The following is a 14,439-nucleotide window of genomic DNA, read 5'->3' as shown; positions in this document are numbered from 1 at the left end:
CGCTTGCAGAACTTTTCATTCTATCTGATTGGGCTCGTCGCGGTCGCTCTGATCTTCGATTTCCTGAACGGTCTGCACGACGCCGCCAATTCCATCGCGACGATCGTCTCAACCCGCGTTCTGCGTCCGCAGTTCGCAGTGGCGTGGGCCGCCTTCTTCAATTTCATCGCCTTCCTGTTTTTTGGGCTTCACGTGGCGCAAACTGTGGGCTCTGGCATCGTCTCGCCGGAGATCGTGGATGACTTCGTCGTGTTCGGCGCGCTGATGGGGGCGATCGTCTGGAATCTGATCACATGGGGATTGGGCATTCCGTCATCGAGTTCACACGCCCTCGTCGGCGGTCTCGTGGGCGCCGGCGTGGCCAAAGTCGGCGCGTCCGCGATCGTCTGGAACGGGCTGCTCAAGACCGGCGCAGCGATCGTATTGTCGCCGGCGCTCGGATTCGTCCTGGCGCTCGCGCTGATCCTGCTCGTGTCCTGGGTCTTCGTACGGCGGACGCCAGGCGGCGTCGATGCGCTGTTTCGCATCCTGCAATTCGCCTCCGCCTCGCTTTATTCGCTTGGCCATGGCGGCAATGACGCGCAGAAAACCATGGGCGTGATCGCGGTGCTCCTCTATTCGCACGGGGCGCTCGGCGGCGAGTTCTACGTGCCCTTTTGGGTTGTCATCGCCTGTCAGGCGGCGATGGGCCTTGGAACCTTGTTCGGCGGATGGCGGATCGTGCGCACAATGGGATCCAGGATCACCCGCCTGACGCCGGTGCAAGGGTTCTGCGCCGAGACGGGCGGCGCGATCACTCTGTTTCTCGCGACGGCGCTGGGCGTTCCTGTGTCGACGACGCATACGATCACCGGCGCGATCATTGGCGTGGGCGCGTCGAGGCGCGTGGCGGCGGTCCGCTGGAATGTCGCGAAGGACATTGTTGTCGCATGGGTCATCACCATGCCGATGGCCGCCTTTTTCGCCGCGGCCTTCTACATGCTTGCGAGGTTCGCGGCATGAAAACGCCCAAAGCGAAGAAGAAGCGCGTCGGCGCAGGTTCTGTCCTTCGCACGCAATACGCGGCTTTACCTTGGCGAATCAACAATGGCCGCCTGGAGATCATGCTGGTCACCTCCCGCGACACAAAGCGCTGGGTGATTCCGAAGGGCTGGCCGATGAAAGGCCGCAAACCGCATATCGTCGCGGCGATCGAGGCGGTGCAGGAGGCCGGCCTCGTCGGCAAGACGGACAAAGCCAAGCTCGGCGATTTCCGCTATGAAAAACGCCTCGACAGCGGCGCGACCGTCGACTGCTGCGTCGAGGTGTTTTCTCTGCGCGTACAAAGGCAGCGCAAGAAATGGCGCGAGAAGAAGCAGCGCGCCACCCGATGGTTCGAGTGCGCCGTCGCCGCCGGACTCGTGGAGGAGCCTGAATTGCGCGCCTTGATGCTGGCGTTCTGCGACGCGTCGACTCCGCCAAAGTCTAGCGCGCCTAGCGCGTCTTGACCGGCGGAGGATCGGCGCGCATCCAGCCTTTCGGAAGCTTCATGCGGGCGGCCTTACAAAACCCAGTAGGTTCGGCGACTTTGGCGGTCTTGTCTTTTCTACTCGAACGGCTCTTGGCTGCTGCTGGGGCAGCATCCTTGTCGCCTTTGTCGTAGACCGTCTTATCCTTGCAGACGTCGGGGCATTTGCCGATGACGTCCGACTTGTTCTGGCCACACGACTTGCAGGCGCATGTGGCGTTCGGAAAATCTTGACCACTGGCCGCCAGCGCCGGCGCGACGCCCGCAATAAAAAAACTGCAGACGGCCACATAGGCAGCAACCCGGGAAACGGCCACCATACTGCTTCTCCTCTTCAACACATCTTTTCACGATAGGTATGCGAAAACCTGGAATGCGCTGCGGCGCGCCGCCTTCACGAGCCGTTGAGCCGAGCGAGCCCCGCCTCGAGATCCGACTTCAGATCTGCGACATCCTCCAGTCCGATCGAGAAGCGCAGCGCCGGTCCTTCCGGAGTCCAGCGCGTCGCCGTCCTGTAAGAAGAGCAGTCGAAGGGCAGGACAAGGCTTTCATAGCCGCCCCATGAGTATCCGATACCGAACAATTCCAATCCGTCGACAAAAGCGGCGACCGCCTTTTTTGAAGTCTCTTTGAGGATAACCGAAAAAACGCCAGAGGCGCCGGTAAAGTCTCGTTTCCACAGCGCGTGGCCGGGATGCGTCGGGAGGGCGGGATGCAGCACGCGCGAAATTTCCGGTCGGTCCTCCAGCCACTGCGCGATGTCGAGGGCGGCGCGCTCCTGTTCGCGCAGCCGTAGCGCCATGGTGCGCAGCCCGCGTAAGGCGAGCGCGGCGTCGTCGGGACTGGACCCCATGCTGAAGGCGTTGAAGGTGGCGCGCAGGCGCTTCGCCCACTCAGAATTGGCGGAAACGAGCCCCATGAGGAGATCTGCGTGGCCAGCCAGATATTTAGTGCCGGCTTCGACGGCGAGATCGCAGCCGCGCTCATGCGGCGGGAAGAATAGAGGGGTCGCCCAGGTGTTGTCCGCGATCACGCAGGCGCCATGGGCGTGGGCGGCCGCGGCGATCGCAGGAATGTCTTGAACTTCCATGGTCTGGGAACCGGGCGACTCGACGAGCACCGCGGTCGTTTCGGGCTTCATCATCGCGGCGATGCCGCCGCCGATCAAGGGATCATAATAGTCGACTTTGACCCCGAAGCGCGCGAGGAGACCGTCGCAGAAGATCCTCGTCGGCTGATAGGCGGAATCCACGATGAGCGCGTGCGCGCCCGCGCGCGTGGCGGTGAGCAGCGCCAGACCGATCGCGGCAAGGCCGGAGGGCGTCAACACCGTATCAGCGGCGCCGGCGATCTCGCTCCAGCCCTGCTCGAGCGCGCGAGTCGTGGGCGTTCCCTTGGTGCCGTAGGTGTAGGGCTGCCGTAACGCCTCGAGAGCGGCGACCGTCGGGAAGAGCACCGTCGAACCGCGGTAAATGGGTGGATTGACGAAGCCGAAATGATCGAATGGCGTGCGGCCGGCTTGCGTCACCAGAGTGGCGGGCTTTAACTTGCGCTTTGCTTTTCTCTTTTCTTCGGACATGCCGCCTCTGACGACTCGCTTTTGCGTGAACGCCGCGCGACCGTAGTATATCCTCCGCCGGATGCCGAGCCCGCCATGATCCGCCGCACAGCTTTCGCCTTCTTTGCGGCCTTCGCCGGAGCGCTTTTCGCCCTCAGCGCCGGGGCGCAAACGGACGTCGGTCCGACGCTTGCGCAAATCATGAAGCGCGGCTTTTTGACCTGCGGCGTCACCGACGCGCCAGGCTTTGCTCAACGCGACGGCGCGGGCGAATGGCGCGGCTTCGACGTCGATTTCTGCCGGGCCGTCGCGAGCGCCGTCCTCGACGACCCGGCCAAGGCGCGATTCATTGAACTCTCGCAGAAAGAGCGCGCTGGCGCACTGCAGGCCGGCGCCGCCGATCTGCTCGTCAGCGCGTCGCCGTGGACCCAAGCCCGCGACGCCAGCCATAAGCTGATCTACGCCGCCCTATTCCTGCATGATGGACAAGGCTTCTTGGTCCGGCGGCAACGCCAATCAGCTTCGGTTCAGGACCTGGACGGCGCATCGATCTGCATTGAGCAGGGCACGCCCTACGAACTCGCGGTCGCCGACTTTTTCCGGGCCCGCAAGGCGAAATATGATCCAAAGCTGTTCCCGAGCTTCGAGGACGCGGCCAAGGCTTATGACGAAGCAAAATGCGAGGCGCTAACGGCTGACGTCTCCACGCTGCACGGCGTCCGAATCGGGCTGAGCGCGCCTGCCGATCACGTAGTCCTGCCGGACCTTCTGTCGAAGTCGCCGCGCGGTCCGCTGGTGCGCCAAGGCGACGATCAGTGGCTGAACATCGTCCGCTGGACGCTTTTCGCGATGATCGACGCGGAGGAGTTGGAGGTGTCGAAGGCGAACGCCGACGCCGCTTTATCGTCGGAAAATCCGCAGATACGGCGGCTGCTCGGCGTTGACGGCGCCCATGGCGACGATCTCGGCCTCTCCGAGGATTGGGCCTACCGCATCGTCAAACACGTGGGCAATTACGCCGACGTTTTTGAGCGCAATCTCGGGCAGGGGGCGCCCTACGCCATGGAGCGCAGGCTGAATGCTTTGTGGAACAAGGGCGGCCTGATGTATGCGCCGCCGGTCAGATAGACGTTCGATCCGGCGACGGCGCGCGTAGCTTCGCCCACCAATCCGCCAACGCCTGGCGCTCGGGCGCGATGTCTTCCGCCAGCGGCCCGGCGAAGGCGCGCCATTCGTCGCGATAATGCGGAGAGACCGCCGCGATTACCGGAATGCGCGCGGTCATCGACGCTCGGAAGGCGTCGCAGAGACCGCCGCGCGAGGCCTCCTGTTTGGAGAACTTGCTGACCACGATCAGTTGCGCGCCGTCGCGCGCGGCGCGCTCGATCGCCGCGCAGGCGAGCGCCAGTTCGCTCGTATCGAGATTGCAGGCGACCGAACCGGGGCCGAGGTCCTGCGAGATCGGATAAAATGCGCCGGTGGCGACGTCGCGCAACATGATCGCCGATCGGCCAGAGGGCTCGGCGACGCGCGTCTGCGTCACGCCGCCGACTCGCACGCCATCCCGCATCAGCTCTTCGGCGAAGGCTTGCATGAGGGACTGAACCCGAACGCTATCTTCCGCGGGCAGGGCCGCGATGCGCGTCCATCCGATCTCCGCCGACAGCGGCGACTCGCTCAAGGCATGAGATTCTTCGCTGGGGATCGACATCGAATCCTCGCCGGGCGCGCTGAAAGAGCCTATGTTTCAGGTTGCGCGCCAAGCCTCTTGTTTATCAGAGAGCGCGGCCGATTTGATAGAGAGCGTCCGATAAAACGACGTGAACCGCAGTGGGCGAACATTCACCTAAACCGCCGGCAGCTCAAGGCTCTGCGCAATCGGGGCCGATAGACGCCTTTCTGGACAAGGCCAAGAACGTCGCGGCGAGCGCGTCGCGCGGACGCCTGATTTTCGCGCTGGACGCCACTATGAGCAGACAGCCGACCTGGGACATGGCCCAGTCGATTCAGGGCGAAATGTTCCGCACGACCGCCGCGCAGGGCGGACTGGACGTTCAACTCGTCTACTTCCGCGGCTTCGGAGAATGCCGCGCCTCGCGCTTTGTCTCGGGAGGCGAGGGGCTCGGCGCGCTGATGTCCCGCATCGTCTGTCGCGGCGGCCGCACGCAGATCGGCAAGGTTCTGCGTCACGCGCTCGATGAATCGCGTGCGGGACGGGTGGGCGCACTTATTTACATCGGCGACGCCATGGAGGAGCGGCTCGACGCCCTCGCGGCGACGGCAGGCGAACTCGGGTTGCTCGGCGTCAAAGCCTTCATGTTCCAAGAGGGCCAGGACTTAGCCGCACAGCAGGCCTATCGCGAGATCGCGCGCCTGACGGGCGGCGCCTATGCGGCGTTTGACGCCACGGCTCCGCGGCGTTTGGCGGATCTTCTCGCCGCCGCGGCCGCGTATGCGGTGGGGGGCAGACGGGAATTGGAGCGGCGCGCCGACGAAGGCGAGGGCGCAGCGCGTCTGCTTCTGTCTCAGATCGGTTGAGGATAAAAGGATGCCCATTCTGATCGGACTCATCGCCCTGCTCCTGACGATCATGGCGCTGAACGCCTATACGAAGACGTCGCCGGCGCTATTGGCGGTGATTTTCAAGCGCGGAGGCGGCTTCCTTGCTCTCGCGCTGGGCGCCTTGCTTTTGGTGCGCGGACGCCTCGACCTTGGCATGGCGCTCGTGGGCTTTGGCGTTTGGCTCATGGGCCTCGGCGGGGGCGCGCTGAGCGGCTTTCGCAAAGCGGGGGCAGGCGCCGGCGGCGTATCGCGGGTTCGATCAGCGATGATCGAAATGGAGCTCGACCACTCCACGGGCGCTATAAGAGGCGTGGTTCTGGCGGGACAGCATGAAGGCGCGCAGCTTGATTCATTGGCGCGGCCTGCGCTCCTCGAACTCTATGGCGTGTGCCGCCGTGACGATCCTGACGGCGCCAGGCTCTTAGAGGCTTATCTGGACCGCCGATTTTCCGGCTGGCGTTCGGCAAGCGATACGCACGCAAACTCGGGGGGTTTTCGTCCGGGCGAGGGCGGCGCGCGTCGTTCGGGCGCGATTTCGGAAGACGAGGCTTACGAAATCCTCGGCCTCAAGCGCGGCGCGGCGGCGGCGGACATTGCGCGCGCCCATCGTGATCTGATGAAGAAGCTTCATCCAGATCTTGGCGGAACGACGGATCTTGCGGCCAGGGTAAACGAGGCCAAGGACGTCCTGATGCGGCGTCACCAGCACTGACGCGCGTCGCGCGCCATAGTCGTGGTCCCAAGTCGCGGACATGATCAGTTCTTTGTCGTGAAGCAGGAGAAGCCGGAGCGCTTGAGCGCCTTGCACGCCGACTGCGCGGTGTCTTCCTCGAGTCCGGCGAAACGCGCGCGATAGAGCGTTTCGCTTCCCCTCTGCACCTTCTCGGTGAAGGCCTTGGCGGTGGCAGGAAAGCCTTGCAGCTGGCTCCTAGCGCGCACGAGCAACTGGTTGGCTTTATCCTGATCGTCGGTCGCGCCGACCTGAATCATCCAGCCCGGGCGCCCAGGACGCGCGGCGTCCGCCTTGGCCTGTGATTTTGCGCCGCTGCCGCGAATGGCGGAAGGCGTCGTCGACACGGGCGTAATGTCGATTTTACGCGCGCCGTTCGTTGTCGACCCGTCCCGTGCGGCGACTGGCGTTGCGCCGGCGCGGCTTTTCGCGCCCGGAGACGCGCCCTTGCGCTCCCCATCCCTGTCGTCGCTCGCTCGCTTCTGACCGCCGGAAACGAAAGCAGGACGAACCGCTGGCCGCTCGGCGCTCTCCTGCGGCGGAATGGCCGCCGCCGGAACCGGAGCGTTCAGCTGGCGGACAAACGGTTCAGGCTCCACAGTCGAGTTTTCCTGAGGCTCGGCATAAGCCAAGCGTTCGGCGGCGATCTGTTGGGCGCGTTCCGCGGCGCGCTCGGCGCGTTGCGCGCGCTCAGAAGCGAGTCGCTCTTGCGCCTCAATGGCGCGCGGATCTTCGCTCACCGCCGCCGCAGTTCTAACGGAAGAGCCGCCGTCAATATTTTCCTCGATCAGTCCCGCCATGATGCGATCCCGCCCGTAGGCGGTCTTGCCGCCCATCACCACCGCGACGATGTGATGCCCGCGACGGCGCACGGAGGTCAGAAGATTGAAGCCGGACGCGCGCGTATAGCCGGTCTTGATGCCGTCCATGCCCTCGACCTGGCCGAGGAGATGATTGTGATTTCGGTGCAGCGCGCCGTTGTAGGCGAAGCTCGGCGTCGAGAAATAGCGATAGTAGCGCGGAAAGCGCTCCTGGATGGCACGTCCGAGCAGTGCGAGATCATAGGCCGTCGTGACCTGATTCGGATCTGGAAGTCCCGACGCGTTCTCATAATTGGTGTTGCGCATCCCGAGCGCATGGGCTTTGCGCGTCATCATCTGCGCGAAACTATGTTCGTCGCCCGCGACGTTCTCGGCGATCGCGCAGGCGATGTCGTTGGCCGATTTGGTGACGACCGCCTTGATCGCATTGTCGACGCTGATCGTCTGTCCAGGACGCAGACCCAGCTTGGACGGCGCCTGCGCCGCCGCGTGTTGCGAAATCATCAGAGGCGAGTCGAGGCGCAGTCGCCCTTGTTCGAGCTGCTCGAACAGAAGATAGAGCGTCATCACCTTTGTGACCGAGGCGGGATGGCGCAACTCGTGCTCGGAGCGGGAATAGAGCGCACGGCCGCTGTTTGCGTCGACGACAATGGCCGAAAAGCCGCGATGCTCGCCGATGACAGCGTCGCTATTGGCGTTGGCGCGCGCCCGAACGGCCGAATTGCGGTCGTCAGAAGCGCTACGATGGTGAAAATGATGTCTGCCGCGCGCCTCCGCGTGGATCGCCGACATTGTGACGAGGACCGTGATCGTGGCAAAGCTTGCCGCGAGGGAGCGGGGCCGCGGCAGGCGGTCCGACAAACTCGATCTCAGCATTAACGCGCCCCTTGACTTCACTGTTGTTCGCGCAACCGCCCAGCCGCGCCAAAAGTGACGATTTGGCAGATTAAGGGCTTGCAGTTACCCGCGGGTTAAGCGCTAGCCTCGCGCAACGTTTATTGCGCCGCAACATTTTTATTGACTTTATTTTGTGCATTGCATATAAATAAGTCGTGAGCGGGCGCATAGCGCCGCATAGGGCGCCTTTGCGCCAAAATCATGAGGACGAACCCATGGCAGCTAATTTCGACAGCGTTCAGAAGCTCGGCAAAGAGCAGTTTGAAGCCGTGTCCGCCGCTGCGGCCGCGGTGACCAAGGGCTGGCAGAGCATCGCCGCCGAAACCACCGATTATTCCAAGAAATCCTTCGAAAAGAGCCGCGTCCTGGCAGAAAAGCTGATCGCGGTCAAGAAGATCGACGAAGCGCTTCAGCTTCAGTCCGATTTCGCCAAGAGCGCCTACGAGGATTTCATGGCCGAAGCGACCAAGCTCGGAGAGCTCTACACCTCGCTCGCCAAGGAAGCGTTCAAGCCGATCGAGTCTGCGGCGAAAGTCTATAGCCCTGCAGAGTAAGAGGCGCTAAACACGTTCGTCCAAAACGCGGCTAGGACACATGAGCCCCGGGGAGGCGTATCGCCTCCGCCGGGCTTTAGACCGAGCGCCGTTCGTGCTGCTACGCCGAGACCTGTGGTCAGGCAAAGTTCGAACGGCCGTCTTTAGCCAAGGAGCACCGCATGAGTCATGGAAAGCCGGCCCTCGCCGCCGTCGCCCTGTTTGGCGCGTTTCTTCTGAGCGCTGCAATGCCCGCGACTGCGCAGGATGTGCGCATCGGCTGTTCCCTGGTCCAGCAGTATAGCGGCCCGGAAGTGAGCGCCGTACTTGAGCAGGTCCGTTCAACCGTCGGCGAAGGCGAGGCGAACGCCCTCCACGCAAAATATGTCGGCCTCAAGAACGACTGCAGCTCTGATCTGAGCGCGTCTCGTGTGGTTCGCCTCTCTCCCGCGATGCACCGGCTCCTTACCGAATATGGCGTGAACGTTCACCGCTTCGCGGTTTTGCAGCGATAGACTGCTTTCCGCCCCAGACCTGAAACCGTCGGGGCGGGCGCAGCTTTTCACGCTATCTGGGGACGGCGGCGCGCGAGGAGTTCCGGGACGGGGGGCCAAACTGTAGACTTTGACCCGATCCGCCCCGCGTTCCCCAAGGCCTGCGACCATGCCTGCCGCCGAAGTCGGCTTTGTGCATCTTCACCTCCACACCGCCTATTCGCTGCGCGAGGGCGCGCTTTCGCTCGGCAAGCTGATCGATCTTGCGGTGCGCGACCTCCAGCCCGCGCTGGCTGTCACCGACACCAATAATCTCTTCGCGGCCCTCGAATTTTCCGAGAAGGCGGCCAAGGCTGGCCTCCAACCGATCGCAGGCGCACAGCTCCGGATCGATTTCGCCGACGGCAAGGGCGGAGCAGTCTCGGCGCGAGACGACCGTTTCGCCAATATCGTGCTGCTGGCCAAGACCGAGGCGGGCTATCGCAATTTGATGCGCCTCGCCTCGCGCGCCTTTCTCGAAGTCGAGCAGGGCGACGAGCCGCATCTGACGCTGGACGCGCTCGCCACCGACGCCGAGGAGTTGATCGCGCTGACGGGCGGACCCGACGGCGCCTTGGACCGCGCCCTGGCGCAGGGCAGGCCGGAGCAGGCGGGCGCGCGCCTGGCGACGCTCCAGCGTCTCTACGGCGACAGGCTGTATATCGAGGTCCAGCGCCACAATTTGCGTTCTGAACGCGACGTCGAGCCGCAGCTGCTGGACCTTGCCTATCGTCGCGGCGTGCCGCTCGTTGCCACCAATGAGCCCTATTTCGCTCAGCCCAGTGATTTCGAAGCGCATGATGCGCTGCTCTGCATCGCCGAAGGCGCGGTGACGAGCGTCGACGATCGCAGGCGGGTCTCGCCCGAGCACTACTTCAAGACTCGCGCCCAAATGCGCGCGCTGTTCGCCGATCTCCCAGAGGCGACCGCCAACACGCTGGAGATCGCCCGTCGAGTCAGCTTCCGGCCGCAGACGCGCAAGCCGATCATGCCGCGCTTCGTGCAGGAGGCGCGCGATGCGCAGTCTCTCGACGAGATCGAGGCGCAGGAGCTACGTCGCGAAGCGATCGAAGGGCTGGATCAGCGCCTCGCCGCGCATGGGCCCGCGGAAGGCCGAACGCGGGAAGAATACGCCGCGCGACTCGATTTCGAACTTTCCGTCATCGAGAAGATGCGCTTCCCGGGGTACTTCCTCATCGTCTCCGACTTCATCAAATTCGCCAAATCTCAGGGAATTCCGGTCGGACCGGGGCGCGGCTCCGGCGCGGGCTCGCTCGTCGCCTATGCGCTGACCATCACGGACCTCGATCCGGTTCGCTTCGGACTCTTCTTCGAACGCTTCCTGAACCCTGAGCGCAATTCGATGCCGGATTTCGACATCGACTTCTGCCAGACGCGGCGCGGCGAGGTGATCGACTATGTCAGACGCCGCTATGGCGCCGACCGAGTCGCGCAGATCATCACCTTCGGCTCCTTCCTGGCGCGCGGCGTTTTGCGCAGCGTCGGCCGCGTTCTCGAAATGCCGCTCGGACAGGTCGACAAGCTCGCCAAGCTGGTGCCGCAGAATCCCGCGAAGCCGGTCACGCTCGCCGAAGCGCTGGCGAGCGAGCAGAAGTTGCGCGAAGCCGTGGAGGAGGACGAGCGCGTCAAGCGGCTCTTTAAAATCGCCGGTTTGCTAGAGGGGCTTTATTCCAACGCCTCCACCCACGCCGCCGGCGTCGTCATCGGCGACCGGCCGCTGCACGAGGTGACGCCGCTTTACCGCGACCCCAAGTCCGACATGCCGGCGACCCAGTTCAATATGAAGTGGGTCGAGCCAGCGGGATTGATCAAATTCGACTTTCTCGGTCTGAAGACGCTCACCGTGCTGGCGACGGCAAGCCGCCTGGCGCGTCGCCGAGATCCCCATTTCGATCTCGCCAAGGTTCCGCTCGATGATCCGGCGACTTATGCGCTGCTCGGCCGCGGCGAGACGGTCGGGATATTCCAGCTGGAAAGCGCCGGCATGCGCAAGGCGCTGGTCGAAATGCACGCCGATCGGTTTGAGGACATCATTGCGCTGGTGGCGCTGTATCGCCCCGGACCTATGGCGAATATCCCAACCTATTGCGCGGTCAAGCTCGGCGACGAAGAGGCCGACTATATTCACCCGGCGATCGAGCCCATTCTGAAGGAGACCTTCGGCGTCATCATCTACCAGGAGCAGGTGATGCAGATCGCTCAGCTCCTCTCCGGCTATTCGCTCGGCGAGGCCGACAATCTGCGGCGCGCCATGGGCAAGAAGATCAAGTCCGAGATGGACGCCCAGCGCGACCGTTTCGTCAGCGGCGCGATGGAGCGGGGGCTCAGCAAACAGAAGGCCAACGAAATCTTCGATTTGCTGGCGAAATTCGCCGATTACGGCTTCAACAAGAGCCATGCGGCGGCCTATGCGCTGATCGCCTATCAGACCGCCTGGTTCAAGACGCATTATCCGGCGGAATTCCTGGCCGCCTCGATGACCTTCGACAAGAGCCAGACCGACAAGCTCGCCGAGTTTCGCGACGAAGCGCGGCGCATGGGCATCGCGGTCGAACCGCCGTCGATCAATGAGTCGGGCGTCGACTTCGACGTCGCGCCGGGCGCTGAAGGCAGGCTCGCGATCCGCTATGCATTTTCGGCGCTCAAGGGGGTCGGCGAAGCGCAGGCCGAGTCGCTTGTGCGTTCGCGGGCGGAGCGCCGATTTGCGAGTCTCGCCGACGTCGCGAGACGGCTGAACCCGCGCGAAGTGAACAAGAAGACGCTGGAGAGCCTCGCCGCCTGCGGCGCCTTCGACGAGATCGAGCCCAATCGCGCCAAGGCTTTCGCGGCGATCGAGCCGATGCTCGCGGCCGCGAACAGGCATGCCGAAGACCGCAAGGCCGGACAAAATGCGCTCTTTGGCGAAGCCGAGCCTGCGGACCTCGCGGTTCCAAAGACGCCGCCCTGGCCAGCGGCCGAGACGTTGCGACGCGAATATGAAGCCGCCGGCTTTTTCCTCTCCGGCCATCCGCTCGACGCTTACGCCGGCCTCTTGCCGAAAATCCGCGTGTCGCGCTGGAGCGAATTCGCCGCCTCGGTCAAGCGGGGAGCCACCGCTGGCCGGCTCGCGGCCGTGGTTCTCGACAGGACCGAGAGGCGCACCAAGTCCGGGTCCAAGATGGGCATCTTGCAGCTCTCGGACGTCAGCGGACAATATGAGGCGATTCTCTTCCAGGAGGGACTGACGCAATATCGCGACCTTCTGGAGAAGGGCGCGGCGGTGCTCGTGACCCTCTCCGCGGCGGTCGAGGGCGAGGACGTTCGGGCGCGCATCGTCACTGTCGAGCCTTTGGCCGCGGCGGCGGCGCGCGCGCAAAAGGGCCTGCGCGTCGTCGTCGGCGACGAGGGGCCGCTCGACGGAATCAAGACGCGGCTCGCCGGCCGCGGCGACGGCGAGGTGTCGATTCTTCTGAAGCGCGATGCCGGACAGGAGGAAATCGAAATCCGACTCCCCGGAAGCTATCCGATCACGCCGGACGTCGCTGGCGCGCTGCGCGCCATACCGGGCGTTCTGGAGGTCGAATATCTGTAGGGAGATTGTTAAACTTAAACTATAAGTTTAAGTTTAAACTATTTGATTTATAATGTATTTATATATTTTTACGATCGGCGCAGGGGCGCACCGCGCGGCGCGCGGTTTCCTAGGAAAGCTGGGAACAAAGCCTCGTCTAAATCGTTGATGGGGCGTCAGCTCCAGCTGCAACCTTTCCTTACCCGCCGGGAGGCACTCATGGACGCGTCGCTCTCAGCCGCAGCCGCGATCGTTGGCGCGCCCAACGCGCAGTTCCTCGCTCTTCTGCTCATTGCCGGCCTTGTCGGCTGGGGTACGACAAAGCTCTCACATGTTCTGCACGCAGACGTGCGAGCAGGGGCTTTGCTGCTCTCGGCGGTCACGGGCGCATGGGTGGCGGCCGAACTCGCGGTTCGGGCCGGCGTGGGCCAGCGCTGCGCAGACGCCGTCTTGATCGCCGGCGTGATCGGCGCGGCGCTGTTCTGCATCGGATGCCAGGCGCTGCTGCCTCACGCCGATAGATCTCCCGAGGACATTGCCGTCCGCCATTGATATGCCTAGCTTGGTGAGAGAGGAGACTCTCCGCCCTTGACCGTGCTTGATCTCTTGAACGACGACCCCCGAAAGAAACGGGGGGAGGCGCCTCTTCGCCATCCTGAAAAGGCGGGCCGGCCTGATGCGCCCTTGCTGCGCAAGCCGCCGTGGATTCGCGTCAAGGCGCCGGGTTCGAAGGCCTGGGCGGAAACCAGCGGCCTCTTAAAGGACGCCGGGCTCACGACCGTGTGCCAGGAAGCGTCCTGTCCCAACATCGGCGAATGCTGGGAGAAAAAGCACGCCACCTTCATGATCATGGGCGAGATCTGCACGCGCGCCTGCGCGTTCTGCAATGTCGCAACCGGCCTGCCGACGCGGCTCGATCCGACCGAGCCGGGCAGGGTCGGGGAAGCCACGCGGGCGCTCGGCCTGTCGCATGTCGTCGTGACGTCCGTCGATCGCGACGATCTCGATGACGGCGGCGCCGGTCATTTCGCCGAGACCATCGCCGCCATCCGGTCGGCCTGTCCCGAAACGACGATCGAGGTGCTCACGCCGGACTTCCTCAGGAAGCCTGGCGCGCTGGAGCGCGTGGTGGCGGCCGGCCCGGACGTCTTCAATCACAATCTCGAGACCGTGCCGTCGCTCTATGTCACCGTGCGGCCGGGCGCGCGTTATTTCCACTCGCTGCTATTGCTTCAGCGCGCCAAGGAGCTGAACCCCTCGCTTTTCACCAAGTCGGGAATCATGGTCGGGCTTGGCGAGAGCCGTCTCGAAGTGATGCAGGTGATGGACGACATGCGCTCGGCGGACATCGATTTCATCACCATCGGCCAATATCTGCAGCCGACGCGCAAGCACCACGCGATCGAGCGCTTCGTGACGCCGGAGGAGTTCGACTCCTATAAGACGCTCGCCTACGCCAAGGGCTTTCTCTACGTCGCCGCCTCGCCGCTCACCCGATCGTCGCATCATGCCGGCGATGATTTCGCCAAGCTGCGCGCGGCGCGCGAACAGCGGCGCGCGGAACGGTAAACGTGCCGGGTGGACGCGGACATGCGGAATTAACATGTGGGCGCGGCTTAGCCCCCACCCCAACCCTCCCCCGCGTCGCGGGAGAGGGAGTTAGACTCGGCGCTTCATCGAGCTTTCCGAAATGCGGCTCATTGGCGTCCCCTCTCCCGCGCAGCGGG

Annotated in this window: 14 protein-coding genes; 10 read left to right on the top strand and 4 right to left on the bottom strand. The window is 63.9% G+C overall.

Translation table 11 applies throughout. The annotated features are described in order from the left end of the window. The first annotated feature begins 3 nt into the window (after positions 1–3). Positions 4–1,002 (top strand): inorganic phosphate transporter, encoded by a 999-nt coding sequence (locus tag ACPS74_RS02210; RefSeq protein ID WP_029649038.1) that lies wholly within the window; start codon positions 4–6, stop codon positions 1,000–1,002. After that, entirely contained in the window at positions 999–1,487 is a 489-nt protein-coding gene (locus tag ACPS74_RS02205; protein WP_029649037.1) for an NUDIX hydrolase, read from the top strand. Before ACPS74_RS02210 ends, ACPS74_RS02205 begins: the two co-directional genes overlap by 4 nt. Here the strand turns inward: ACPS74_RS02205 and ACPS74_RS02200 are convergent. Then, positions 1,474–1,827 (bottom strand): hypothetical protein, encoded by a 354-nt coding sequence (locus ACPS74_RS02200; protein ID WP_029649036.1) that lies wholly within the window; start codon positions 1,825–1,827, stop codon positions 1,474–1,476. The genes ACPS74_RS02205 and ACPS74_RS02200 overlap by 14 nt on opposite strands. A gap of 74 nt (positions 1,828–1,901) precedes the next feature. Beyond that, a complete protein-coding gene (metC, locus tag ACPS74_RS02195) occupies positions 1,902–3,086 on the bottom strand; it encodes a cystathionine beta-lyase (protein ID WP_029649035.1) in 1,185 nt (394 codons plus the stop codon). 75 nt (positions 3,087–3,161) lie between these two features. Between metC and ACPS74_RS02190 the strand changes: the two genes are divergently transcribed. Continuing rightward, positions 3,162–4,193, top strand: coding sequence for an amino acid ABC transporter substrate-binding protein (locus tag ACPS74_RS02190; RefSeq protein ID WP_029649034.1), 1,032 nt, complete (start codon positions 3,162–3,164; stop codon positions 4,191–4,193). Here the strand turns inward: ACPS74_RS02190 and ACPS74_RS02185 are convergent. Then, complete coding sequence (locus tag ACPS74_RS02185; protein WP_029649033.1) at positions 4,186–4,776, bottom strand: DUF2478 domain-containing protein; 591 nt, start codon at positions 4,774–4,776, stop codon at positions 4,186–4,188. The genes ACPS74_RS02190 and ACPS74_RS02185 overlap by 8 nt on opposite strands. 119 nt (positions 4,777–4,895) lie before the next feature. Here ACPS74_RS02185 and ACPS74_RS02180 point away from each other — a divergent pair, with 119 nt between their 5' ends. Beyond that, on the top strand, positions 4,896–5,603 hold the full coding sequence (locus ACPS74_RS02180) for a hypothetical protein (RefSeq protein WP_029649032.1): 708 nt from the start codon (positions 4,896–4,898) through the stop codon (positions 5,601–5,603). A gap of 10 nt (positions 5,604–5,613) precedes the next feature. Next, positions 5,614–6,339: a DnaJ domain-containing protein gene (locus ACPS74_RS02175; RefSeq protein WP_029649031.1), complete on the top strand. Its 726-nt coding sequence runs from the start codon at positions 5,614–5,616 to the stop codon at positions 6,337–6,339. A 44-nt stretch (positions 6,340–6,383) separates the two neighbouring features. Here ACPS74_RS02175 and ACPS74_RS02170 read toward each other — a convergent pair whose 3' ends face one another. Then, the gene (locus ACPS74_RS02170; protein ID WP_029649030.1) at positions 6,384–8,054 is read right to left on the bottom strand and encodes a serine hydrolase; all 1,671 of its coding nucleotides are present in this window, start codon (positions 8,052–8,054) and stop codon (positions 6,384–6,386) included. A gap of 236 nt (positions 8,055–8,290) precedes the next feature. On the opposite strand from ACPS74_RS02170, the gene ACPS74_RS02165 reads away from it, so the two are divergent. The 5 genes from ACPS74_RS02165 to lipA all read left to right on the top strand — a co-directional run bounded on the left by ACPS74_RS02165 (position 8,291) and on the right by lipA (position 14,281). Next, on the top strand, positions 8,291–8,629 hold the full coding sequence (locus tag ACPS74_RS02165) for a phasin family protein (protein ID WP_026222954.1): 339 nt from the start codon (positions 8,291–8,293) through the stop codon (positions 8,627–8,629). Between the two features lie 161 nt (positions 8,630–8,790). Next, complete coding sequence (locus tag ACPS74_RS02160; RefSeq protein ID WP_029649029.1) at positions 8,791–9,123, top strand: hypothetical protein; 333 nt, start codon at positions 8,791–8,793, stop codon at positions 9,121–9,123. 148 nt (positions 9,124–9,271) lie between these two features. Beyond that, positions 9,272–12,733 (top strand): DNA polymerase III subunit alpha, encoded by a 3,462-nt coding sequence (gene dnaE, locus ACPS74_RS02155; protein ID WP_029649028.1) that lies wholly within the window; start codon positions 9,272–9,274, stop codon positions 12,731–12,733. 198 nt (positions 12,734–12,931) lie between these two features. Further along, positions 12,932–13,264, top strand: coding sequence for a hypothetical protein (locus ACPS74_RS02150; RefSeq protein ID WP_029649027.1), 333 nt, complete (start codon positions 12,932–12,934; stop codon positions 13,262–13,264). A gap of 36 nt (positions 13,265–13,300) precedes the next feature. Further along, on the top strand, positions 13,301–14,281 hold the full coding sequence (gene lipA / locus ACPS74_RS02145; protein WP_029649026.1) for a lipoyl synthase: 981 nt from the start codon (positions 13,301–13,303) through the stop codon (positions 14,279–14,281). The last annotated feature ends 158 nt before the right edge of the window (positions 14,282–14,439 follow it).

Origin of the sequence: Methylocystis sp. SB2, assembly GCF_049817085.1 — a bacterium.
Lineage (GTDB): Bacteria > Pseudomonadota > Alphaproteobacteria > Rhizobiales > Beijerinckiaceae > Methylocystis > Methylocystis rosea.
Note: the sequence above shows the minus strand (reverse complement) of the source record. Positions and strands in the feature narration are given on the sequence as shown.

Excerpts from the sequence above, each read along its gene's own strand:
- ACPS74_RS02205 (WP_029649037.1), top strand. The coding sequence starts at position 999 with ATGAAAACGCCCAAAGCGAAGAAGAAGCGCGTCGGCGCAGGTTCTGTC.
- ACPS74_RS02200 (WP_029649036.1), bottom strand. The coding sequence starts at position 1,827 with ATGGTGGCCGTTTCCCGGGTTGCTGCCTATGTGGCCGTCTGCAGTTTT.
- metC (WP_029649035.1), bottom strand. The coding sequence starts at position 3,086 with ATGTCCGAAGAAAAGAGAAAAGCAAAGCGCAAGTTAAAGCCCGCCACT.
- ACPS74_RS02190 (WP_029649034.1), top strand. The coding sequence starts at position 3,162 with ATGATCCGCCGCACAGCTTTCGCCTTCTTTGCGGCCTTCGCCGGAGCG.
- ACPS74_RS02185 (WP_029649033.1), bottom strand. The coding sequence starts at position 4,776 with ATGTCGATCCCCAGCGAAGAATCTCATGCCTTGAGCGAGTCGCCGCTG.
- ACPS74_RS02175 (WP_029649031.1), top strand. The coding sequence starts at position 5,614 with ATGCCCATTCTGATCGGACTCATCGCCCTGCTCCTGACGATCATGGCG.
- ACPS74_RS02170 (WP_029649030.1), bottom strand. The coding sequence starts at position 8,054 with ATGCTGAGATCGAGTTTGTCGGACCGCCTGCCGCGGCCCCGCTCCCTC.
- ACPS74_RS02165 (WP_026222954.1), top strand. The coding sequence starts at position 8,291 with ATGGCAGCTAATTTCGACAGCGTTCAGAAGCTCGGCAAAGAGCAGTTT.
- ACPS74_RS02160 (WP_029649029.1), top strand. The coding sequence starts at position 8,791 with ATGAGTCATGGAAAGCCGGCCCTCGCCGCCGTCGCCCTGTTTGGCGCG.
- dnaE (WP_029649028.1), top strand. The coding sequence starts at position 9,272 with ATGCCTGCCGCCGAAGTCGGCTTTGTGCATCTTCACCTCCACACCGCC.
- ACPS74_RS02150 (WP_029649027.1), top strand. The coding sequence starts at position 12,932 with ATGGACGCGTCGCTCTCAGCCGCAGCCGCGATCGTTGGCGCGCCCAAC.